The organism is Streptomyces justiciae (assembly GCF_015163075.1).
Lineage (GTDB): Bacteria > Actinomycetota > Actinomycetes > Streptomycetales > Streptomycetaceae > Streptomyces > Streptomyces justiciae.
Genome location: NZ_JADDXU010000002.1, coordinates 253,314 through 263,601, shown reverse-complemented (window position 1 = coordinate 263,601; position 10,288 = coordinate 253,314). Strand labels below are relative to the sequence as shown.

At 70.7% G+C, this 10,288-nt stretch carries 5 protein-coding genes and 1 pseudogene; 3 read left to right on the top strand and 3 right to left on the bottom strand.

The annotated features are described in order from the left end of the window. The first annotated feature begins 205 nt into the window (after positions 1–205). Both IQ210_RS05345 and IQ210_RS05340 read left to right on the top strand, forming a co-directional pair. Positions 206–2,266 (top strand): galactose-binding domain-containing protein, encoded by a 2,061-nt coding sequence (locus IQ210_RS05345; RefSeq protein ID WP_194077557.1) that lies wholly within the window; start codon positions 206–208, stop codon positions 2,264–2,266. Between the two features lie 29 nt (positions 2,267–2,295). Next, positions 2,296–2,889, top strand: coding sequence for a TetR/AcrR family transcriptional regulator (locus IQ210_RS05340; RefSeq protein WP_194077555.1), 594 nt, complete (start codon positions 2,296–2,298; stop codon positions 2,887–2,889). Here IQ210_RS05340 and IQ210_RS05335 read toward each other — a convergent pair. Beyond that, positions 2,886–4,256: an AGE family epimerase/isomerase gene (locus IQ210_RS05335; RefSeq protein ID WP_194077553.1), complete on the bottom strand. Its 1,371-nt coding sequence runs from the start codon at positions 4,254–4,256 to the stop codon at positions 2,886–2,888. The genes IQ210_RS05340 and IQ210_RS05335 overlap by 4 nt on opposite strands. A 149-nt stretch (positions 4,257–4,405) precedes the next feature. After that, the gene (locus IQ210_RS05330) at positions 4,406–5,851 is read right to left on the bottom strand and encodes a glyceraldehyde-3-phosphate dehydrogenase (protein ID WP_194078183.1); all 1,446 of its coding nucleotides are present in this window, start codon (positions 5,849–5,851) and stop codon (positions 4,406–4,408) included. 203 nt (positions 5,852–6,054) lie between these two features. On the opposite strand from IQ210_RS05330, the gene gndA reads away from it, so the two are divergent. Further along, positions 6,055–7,494, top strand: a complete 1,440-nt coding sequence (gene gndA / locus IQ210_RS05325; protein ID WP_194077551.1) for an NADP-dependent phosphogluconate dehydrogenase — start codon at positions 6,055–6,057, stop codon at positions 7,492–7,494. Positions 7,495–8,397: 903 nt separating this feature from the next. Here the strand turns inward: gndA and IQ210_RS05320 are convergent. Next, positions 8,398–10,202 (bottom strand): annotated as a pseudogene (locus IQ210_RS05320) (DapH/DapD/GlmU-related protein). Positions 10,203–10,288 lie beyond the last annotated feature (86 nt).

Below are 10,288 nucleotides of genomic sequence, written 5' to 3'. Positions count from 1 at the left end.
ATCGACCAGAAGCGATCAGTTCTCCAGCATGCTTAGCGACGGAAGTGAACACGTCAAGACAGCGTGAACAGTCGATGCTCCTGCCCGCTCATCAGGTCAACTGTCCCGGACCCTTGACTCATAACTCGCCAGTAGCCATCCTCGTCCCACCGATTTGCGCCGGTCATGACAAAGATGCATGGCCGCCGACCGAGGGACGTGGGTCATGACCAAGCCTCGACGCCCGTACGGCAGACGGAAACACGTCACCGTCGTGTCGCTCCTCCTCCTCGCACTCGCCGTGATCCTCGGCCCCACCCCGAGCTCCGCGGCGGCGAGCGACTGGTGGAACCCGACCGCACGCCCCGCGCCGGACTCGCAGATCAACGTCACCGGCGAGCCGTTCACCGGCACCAACTCGGCAGGAGAGGTACGGGGGTTCGTCGACGCGCACAACCACCTCTTCTCCAACGAGGCCTTCGGCGGCCGGCTCATCTGCGGCAAGGTCTTCTCCACACAGGGCGTCGCCGACGCGCTCAAGGACTGTCCCGAGCACTACCCCGACGGCACCCTCGCGATCTTCGACTACATCACCCACGGCGGGGACGGCCGGCACGACCCGGTCGGCTGGCCGACGTTCAAGGACTGGCCGGCGTACGACTCGATGACGCACCAGGCCAACTACTACGCCTGGATCGAGCGCGCCTGGCGCGGCGGGCAGCGGGTGCTCGTCAACGACCTCGTCACCAACGGCGTGATCTGCTCGGTCTACCCCTTCAAGGACCGCAGTTGTGACGAGATGACCTCGATCCGGCTCCAGGCCAAGTTGACGTACCAGCTCCAGGACTACATCGACGCGATGTACGGCGGCACCGGCAAGGGCTGGTTCCGGATCGTCACCGGCACCGCCCAGGCCCGGCAGGTGATCAAGGAGGGCAAGCTCGCCGTCATCCTCGGCGTCGAGACCTCCGAGCCCTTCGGCTGCAAGCAGATCCTCGACATCCCGCAGTGCAGCAAGGCGGACATCGACAAGGGACTAGACGAGCTCTACGACCTCGGCGTGCGCAGCATGTTCCTGTGCCACAAGTTCGACAACGCGCTGTGCGGCGTCCGCTTCGACGAGGGCGGGCTCGGAACCGCCATCAACGTCGGGCAGTTCCTCTCCACCGGCACCTTCTGGAAGACCGAGAAGTGCACCGGCCCCCAACACGACAACCCCATCGGCACCGCCTCCTCCGCCGCGGAGGCGGACCTGCCCGCAGGCACCGAGGTGCCGACGTACGACGACGACGCGCAGTGCAACGTCCGCGGCCTCACCGACCTCGGTGAGTACGCCGTGAAGGGCATGATGCAGCGCAAGATGATGCTCGAGATCGACCACATGAGCGTCAAGGCCACCGGCCAGGCCCTCGACCTCTTCGAGGCCGCCGACTACCCCGGCGTGCTCTCCTCGCACAGCTGGATGGACATCGACTGGACCGAACGCGTCTACTCCCTCGGCGGGTTCGTCGCCCAGTACATGCACGGCTCCGAGGGCTTCGTCGCCGAGGCCGCCCGCACCGACGCACTGCGCGAGAAGTACGGCGTCGGCTACGGCTTCGGCACCGACTTCAACGGCGTCGGAGACCACCCCGCGCCGCGCGGCGCGAACACCTCCAACCCCGTGAAGTACCCGTTCAAGAGCGTCGACGGCGGCTCCGTCATCGACAAACAGACCACCGGCCAACGCACCTTCGACTACAACACCGACGGCGGCGCCCACGTCGGCATGATCCCGGACTGGATCGAGGACATCCGGCAGGTCGGCGGCCAGGACGTCGTCAACGACCTCTTCCGCGGTGCCGAGTCCTACCTCGACACCTGGGGCGCCACCGAACAGCATCAGGCCGGCGTCAACCTCGCCAAGGGGCGTACCGCCACGGCCAGTTCCTCGGAGTCCAACCCGTTCACCAGCTACCAGCCGGGCCGCGCTGTCGACGGCGACGACGACACCCGCTGGGCCAGCGACTGGAGCGACGACCAGTCGTGGCAGGTGGACCTGGGCGCCACCCACCTGGTCTCCCGCGTCACGCTCGACTGGGAGCGGGCGTACGGCAAGTCGTACCGCATCGAACTGTCCACCGACGGCACGAACTGGACGACCGCCTGGTCCACCACCTCCGGCGACGGCGGCCTGGACACCGCGAAGTTCACCGGGACGCCCGCCCGTTACGTCCGCGTCCACGGACTCGACCGCGGCACCGACTGGGGATACTCGCTCTACGAAGTCGGCGTCCACAGCGCCTGACACGACCACGGGGGACAGGGGACGCGCACATGGCACGCATGCCGTCGGCAGAACGGCGTCGGCAGCTCACCGAGGCGGCGATCAGGGCGATGGCCCGGGACGGCGTGGCCCGGACCACGACCCGGTCCATCGCCGCCGAGGCGGGCGTCTCCCTGAGCGTCTTCCACTACTGCTTCGACTCCAAGCAGGAGCTGGTCGAGTCGGTCATCACGACCATCACCGACCACTACGTCGGCATAGTGAAGGAGGCCCTGAAACCCAGGGCCTCCCTGGAGGAGACCGTCCGGGCCGGCTTCCAGGCGTACTGGGACCATGTGCGCGCCCACCCCGACGAGCACATGCTCACCTACGAACTCACCCAGTACGCCCTGCGGCAACCGGGGTTCGAGCATCTGGCACGACGTCAGTACGAGCTCTACGGCGAGCTCTACACCGACATCATCGAGCAGCTGTCCAAGACCATGGGCTTCCAACTCGCCATACCCGTCCCGGCGTTGGCCCGCTATCTCGCCGCCATGACCGACGGCCTGACCCTCAACTACCTGGTCCTCGGTGACGAGGACGCCTGGACCGACATCCTCGACACCGTCACCGCTCATATCGCCGGGCTGGTCTCCGCCTAGGCGCGCAGCGGGTTCGTCCCGGTCGCCGCCAGCAGGTACCAGGCGGTCGCGCCCGTGTGCCGGTACGGGTAGTAGCCGAACCCGAAACCGGTGTCGAGCGGGCTGCTCGCCGAGACGACACCGGACCCGGCGGCCACGGGACGTGAGCCCAACGTCTGCCCGCCGCCCAGCAGTTCCTGCGCCCGCTCGATGGAGGCGAGCAGACTCCGGGCGCGCTTCTCGTCCCCGGCGGCGCGGCGGTCGCGCAGGGCGAGAGCCAGGTGGGCCGTCCCCTCGAACCACACGCCGTTGCGGTCCGGCTTGGGCTGGCCGGAGGCGATCGGGGCGTCCTCGTTCGCCAGCAGACTGGCGGAGCTGAAGGTCACTCCCGCGTACGACTGACCCGCGGGCACCGTGCTGTTGGGGCGGTCGGCCGAGTCCAGGACGGCGAGTTCACGCGCGGCCCAGTCCAACGACCCCGAATACCCCGGTGTGTTGAGGGCCAGGTGCGTCCAGGTCTGGGTGTCCTCGGGAATCGGGGACTTGTTGATCGTCACCCCGTCGTTGGTGCCGGTGTAGAAGAAACCGCCGTCCGGCTCCCACATCCTCGCCACGAACTCCCGCGCCACCGCCCGCCGTTCCCGCCACACCCGGTCCCCGGTCAGCCGCGCGAGCTGCCCGAACAGACCGACCAGGTCGGTGTTGTGCTCGGTCGAGGTGAACGGCAGCCTCGCGTTCGCCCCGTCGACGCCGAACTTGAAGCCGCCGAGCGGCTCGTCGGTGCGGCCCACCCGGTCGATCCACTCGCCGATCCGGACCGCGCCCGCCAGGAACCGGCGCTCCCCGGTGCACCGGGCCAGCGCGGCCAGCGCGATCCCGGCCCAGGCCATGTCGCCCACGGCCGTACCCGTGAAGCCGAACTGCCAACCGACGTTGGCCTTGCCGTCCGCCCGGACGAACCCGTCCGGCTGCGGGGAGCCGTCGTAGAAGGTGTACGGGCCCACGTTGTACGCCTGCCGCAGCCGACCGTCGTCGTGGTCGGGGTCATTGGCCTGCGCGTACAGGAGCGCGTCGCCGAGCACCGTGGCCCGGGACGTGCCGTCCGCTGACCGGCTCGCGAGCAGCGCCAGGATCGTCAGCGCGTTGTCGTAGGTGAACGCCGTGCTGAACAGGCCGGCTTGATCGGTGTAGCTCTGCGCCAGCCGGATCGTGCCGTGCTCCGGATAGGCGTCCATGGCGGCGGCGAGGAAGGCCTGCGCGCGATGCCGGGCGGCGGCCGGGCGCTGCGGCGCCGCTCCCGCCGTACCCCCGCCGGCCGCGGTGAGGACCGCGGCGCCCGCGCCGAGTCCGGTCCCGATGAGTGCGCGACGACTGAGCGTGCCGGTCATGGGTCTCCTCGCGATTGAGAGCGCTCTCAGATGGCGCGCTCATTCTGCTGTCACCTCTCGCCCCGGTCAACGGATGCGCGCTGACAGCGAGTTGAGGCACACGAAAGCGGCCCCAGGAAAACCTGAGGCCGCTTCGCGAGGAACGTGGATCAGACCGCCGTCGACGGGAACGTCGGGTACTCCACCCCGGAGACGTGCTGGACGACCCGGATCACCTGGCAGGAGTAGCCGAACTCGTTGTCGTACCAGAGGTAGAGGATCGCGTTGTCACCGTCGACCTTCGTCGCGCCGGCGTCGACGATCGACGCGTGGCGCGAGCCGACGAAGTCCATGGAGACGGCGTCGGGGGCGGTGGTGAAGTCGATCTGGCGCTTCAGCGGCGAGTTCAGCGAGACGTCGCGCAGGTAACCGAGGACCTCCTCGCGGGTGGTCTCGCGGCCCAGGCGCAGGCTGAGGATGGCGATCGACACGTCCGGCACCGGCACGCGGATGGAGCTGCCGGTGATCGGGGCCTTGAGGTCGGGCAGCGCCTTGGCGACGGCCGACGCGGCACCCGTCTCGGTGATCACCATGTTGAGCGGCGCGGAACGGCCGCGGCGGTCGGCCTTGTGGTAGTTGTCCAGCAGGTTCTGGTCGTTGGTGAACGAGTGGACCGTCTCGACATGGCCGCGCAGCACGCCGTACTCGTCGTCCATCGCCTTCAGCGGCGGCACGATCGCGTTGGTGGTGCAGGACGCGCAGGACAGGATCTGCTCGTCCGGCTTGACGGTGTCGTGGTTGACGCCGTGCACGATGTTCGGGACGTCGCCCTTGCCGGGCGCGGTGAGCACGACCTTGTCGATGCCGGGACGCAGGTGCTGCGAGAGGCCCTCGCGGTCGCGCCACTTGCCGGTGTTGTCGATGAGGATCGCGTTCTTGATGCCGTACGCCGTGTAGTCGACCTCGGACGGGTCGTTGGCGTAGATCACCTTGATCGCGTTGCCGTTGGCGGTGATCGTGTCGTTCGCCTCGTCGACGGTGATCGTGCCCTGGAACTGGCCGTGGATCGAGTCGCGGCGCAGCAGCGAGGCGCGCTTGACGAGGTCCTGGTCGCCACCGCCGCGGACGACGATGGCGCGCAGCCGCAGACCGTTGCCCGAGCCGGACTTCTCGATCAGCAGGCGGGCGACGAGGCGGCCGATGCGGCCGAAGCCGTACAGGACGACGTCGCGGCCCTCGCCGCGCTCGATCTTGTTAGCGCCGGTGGCACCGGCGACGGCCTCGGCGGTGAAGGCCTCGACCGTCAGGCCGCGGTCGTCGGCGCGGTAGGTCGCGGCGAGCATGCCGATGTCGATCTGGGACGGGCCGAGGTCCAGGGTGGTGAGCGCCTCGAGGAAGGGCAGCGTCTCGGTGACCGACAGCTCCTCGCCGGCGATCTGGCGGGCGAAGCGGTGGGTCTTGAGGATGCTGACCACCGACTTGTTCACCAGGGAGCGGCTGTGCAGCAGGACGGTGACGTCCCGCTCGCGGTGCAGCTTCCCGATGATCGGGATCATCGACTCCGCGATCTCCTCGCGGGTCTTCCAGTTGGTGAACGAGTCCTCGTTGACAGTCACAAGATCCATCTTTCGAGCTAGGCAGCGCTCATATGTTAACCACATGTTCGTTTGGCCCCTCGAACGGGGTGGGGTCGAAGGTCCCGCGAGCGGCCGGCGGTTTCCTCGCAGGGCATCGAGAAGAACCGGCCCGCCGCCCGTACCAGCGGGCACAGGGCCGCGTGCCCGGCCAGACCACGCCACCGATCCAAGGGACGGACCACATGAACGCAAGCGCAACCATCGGCGTCACCGGACTGGGCGTGATGGGCCGCAACCTGGCGCGGAACTTCGCCCGCCACGGGGCCACGGTCGCCGTCCACAACCGCTCGGCCGGACGGACCCGCGCGCTGGTCGAGGAGTTCGGGCACGAGGGCACGTTCGTGGCCGCGGAGTCGGCCGAGGAGTTCGTCGCCGCGCTCGAACGCCCCCGGAAGCTGATCATCATGGTGCAGGCCGGTCCCGCCACCGACGCGGTCATCGAGGAGTTCGTCCCGCTCCTCGACGCCGGCGACATCGTCGTCGACGGCGGCAACGCCCACTTCGCCGACACCCGCCGTCGCGAGGCCGCGCTGCGGGAGCGCGGCCTGCACTTCGTCGGCACCGGCATCTCCGGCGGCGAGGAGGGCGCGCTCAACGGTCCGTCCGTGATGGTCGGCGGGTCCACGGAGTCGTACGCCGTACTCGGCCCCCTCTTCGAGAGCATCAGCGCGCACGTCGACGGCGAGCCCTGCGCCGCCCACATCGGCACCGACGGCGCCGGGCACTTCGTCAAGATGGTCCACAACGGCATCGAGTACGCCGACATGCAGCTCATCGCCGAGGCGTACGACCTGCTGCGCCAGGTCGCCGGATACACGCCGGCCGAGATCGCTGCCGTCTTCCGCCGCTGGAACGCGGGCCGCCTCGGCTCGTACCTGGTCGAGATCACCGCCGAGGTCCTCGCCCACACCGACCAGGCCACCGGCGCGCCCTTCGTCGACGTCGTCGCGGACGCCGCGGGCCAGAAGGGCACCGGCCGCTGGACGGTCCAGACGGCCCTCGACCTCGCCTCCCCGGTCACCGCGGTGGCCCAGGCCACCTTCGCCCGCGCGGCCTCCGGACAGGCCGACCTGCGCGCCGCGTACCGGGGTCTGCCGGGCGGCACCACCCCGCCGCTGAGCCGCACCGAGGCCGAGCGCTTCACCTCCCAGGTGGAACACGCCCTGTACGCCTCCAAGGTCATCGCCTACGACCAGGGCTGGACGATGATCCAGGACGCCGCCGCGGAGTACGGCTGGAAGATCGACCTCGGCACCGTCGCCCGCATCTGGCGCGGCGGCTGCATCATCCGGGCCGCCTTCCTGGACCGCATCCGCGCGGCCTACGCCGCCGACCGGGACCTGGTCAGCCTGCTCGGCGAGATGGAGTTCGCCATGGAGATCACCGACGCCCAGGTCCCCTGGCGGGAGACGGTCGCCTCCGCGGCCCGCCGAGGCATCCCCGTATCGGCCATCTCCGCGGCCCTGGCCCACTACGACACCCTGCGCGCCGAACGCCTCCCCGCCGCCCTCCTCCAGGCCCAACGCGACTACTTCGGCGCCCACACCTACGCGCGCGTGGACCGCCCGGGCACATTCCACACCCACTGGGCCGCACCGGGCCGCCCGGAGACGACGAACTGACGACAACCCCTGCCGCACTTCGACGCAGGCCAACGCAGCCCGAACACCACCCGCCCGGCCCGCCCGGCCACCCCATCAGCGTCCTCTGCGCATCCGCCGCCGCTGCGGGCGGTTGCGGCGCCAGGGCGGCCGCCCGCCCCGAGCCCTCGTCCGCCGCGTCCGCTGCGGGCGGGGTGGCGGCCGGAGCGGCTGTCCGCCCCGAGCCTCGTTCACCCGCGTCCGCTGCGGGCGGTGGTGGCACCAGGCCGGCTGCGCATGCCGAGCCCTCGTTCACCCGCCCGCCCCGAGCCCTTGTTCACCCGCGTCCGCTGCGGGCAGGGGCGGCACCAGGCCGACTGCCCACGCCGAGCCCTCGTCCATCGCGTCCGCTACGGGCGGTGGTGGCACCAGGCCGGCTGCGCATGCCGAGCCCTCGTTCACCCGCCCGCCCCGAGCCTCGTACACTCGCGTCCGCTGCGGGCGGTGGTGGCGCCAGGTCGGCTGCGCATGCCTAGCCCTTGTTCACCCGCCCGCCTCGAGCCTCGTTCACCCGCGTCCGCTGCGGGCGGTTGTGGCGCCAGGCCGGCTGCCACGCGGAGCCCTTGTTCACCCGCCCGCCCCGAGCCTCGTTCACCCGCGTCCGTTGCGGGCGGTGGTGGCACTAGGCCGGCTGCCCACGCCGAGCCCCCGTTCACCCGCGTCCGTTGCGGGCGGTGGTGGCACTAGGCCGGCTGCCCACGCCGAGCCCCCGTTCACCCGCCACCTACCCTGAGCCCCGTCACCCGCCCCCGCTGCGGGTAGTCGTACCGCTCGGGCGGCACCCGCCCCAATGAAGCGGCACCCCGCCGGCGCGGGTGGACGACACTCACCCGCGCCAAGCCCCCGTGCCGGACGCCCGGCAAACCACGCGCGCCCTCGGTCTCCTCACCGTGCCCCCGCCGCCTCCGGCCGATGCACCCCCCGCGGCCGATACCCCAGTTCCCCCGACCGACCCGTCAGATCGGCGAGGTACCAGATGATCGCCAGCCACATTTCCGTGCCCTGGAGGCCGGCCGGTGTGCCCGGGCCGAAGGTGAAGCCCTCGCCGTTTCGCCAGCGGGGGAGGGCGGCCGACAGTTGGCGTTCCGCCCAGGCGCGGATCTCGGCTGCCCGGTATCCGTCACCGCCCGTCCCCGCCCCCAACTGCCGCCCGCACAGCCACAGCGGATGGGCGACGTCCAGCACATTGCAGGCGTTCTCCTGCCCCGAACCGAAGTACCGGCCATCGCGAGCATGGTCCAGTACGGCGTCCACCACCCGTTCCGGATGCGGCACCGGCACCCCGTACTGGGCGAACGAGCCGCGCGTCAGCCGGTAGTAGCCGTTGACCACCTGCAACCGCCCCTGTTCCGGGGACGGTTCGCCCCACATACCCGTCCACGGGTCGGCCCGGGTCAGCAACCAGCCGAACAACGCCTCGACGGAACCGTGCTCCCGCACCCCGTTCCAGTGCGCGGCCGTCGCCCACGCGTCGATCCACGCACCGGCCTCCCACGCCCCCGACCGCCACGGCAACCCGTTGAGCCGCGCGATGAGTTGATTCGCCGTCATGTCCCTTACCCCGCGCACCGGATGAGGGAAGGAGGCGCCCAGCAGGTCGAGCGCGTAGCCCACCGACAGGACGTGGTAGAGCGCGGCCCCCTCCCCGATGAACCGTCCGCCTCCGCCTCCGGAACCGGCTCACCCACCTCCGGCACCAGACCGCTCGCCGCGTCCTGCGCCGACGCGAGCCGCTCGACGTGCGCGTCGGCGGTCAACTGCTCCGGCACGGCCCCGAGCACCAGGTCGGCGATCTCCACGGCATCGCAATGTGCCCGCACGGTCGGCGCCGCGCCGGGACGGTCGACGTACCGTTCTCCGTCCCAGCACCGCGCGAGCAACCCCGCGGCCTGCGCCCGTACGGTCTCGGTGAACCGTACGAGAGACACCGAACCCCCCTCGGCGGCCCGCCGGTCCGATGACGACCTCCCGGCGTCCCGCCGGTCCGATGACGACCTCCCGGCGTCCCGCCGGTCCGATGACGACCTCCCGGCGTCCCGCCGGTCCGATGACGACCTCCCGGCGTCCCGCCGGCCCGATGACGACCCCCCGGCATCCCGCCGGCCCGACGACGACCCCCCGACATCCCGCCGATCCCGCACCGCCCGCGCCGGATTCCCCGCCGCCACCGTCCAAGCCGGCAGATCCCGCGTGACCACCGCCCCGGCACCGATCACACAGTGGTCCCCGATGGTGACGCCGTCCACCACGACCACATGCGAGCCGATCCACACGTCGTCGCCCACCGTGATCCCCCGGCTGGTGAGCGGCTGGCGGAAGACCGGCCGGTCGGGGGCCATGGCGTGGTTGAAGCCGAGCAGCGAGGTGTGCGCGCCGATCCGCACCCCGTCACCGAGCGCGACCGTACCCCGCACGGTGGTGTACGGGTTCAGCGTGCAGTCCGCTCCGGTCGTCAACTCCCCGGTCACATAGGCGTGCGCGGCGATGTACGAGTCGTCGCCGAGCCGCAGCCGGTCCGGGAACACCGCGGCCGACCCGGCGACGAAACACCGCTCGCCGAACTCGCTGTCCCCGCCGATCGCCGCCCGCCGCTCGTCCTGCGCCGCTCGTTGTTCCGCGGAGGCCTCCGCCGCGAACAGCCACGGACAGTGGTCGAAGTGCCGGTCGGACGGGTGGTGTTCATGAGTCATGATCAGCACGGTAAGCGCTTTCCCGGCTGGTCGGGAGAGGGAGATCGGCCCGTGACGCAACCCGCGCCCGTTGAGAACCCTCCTAT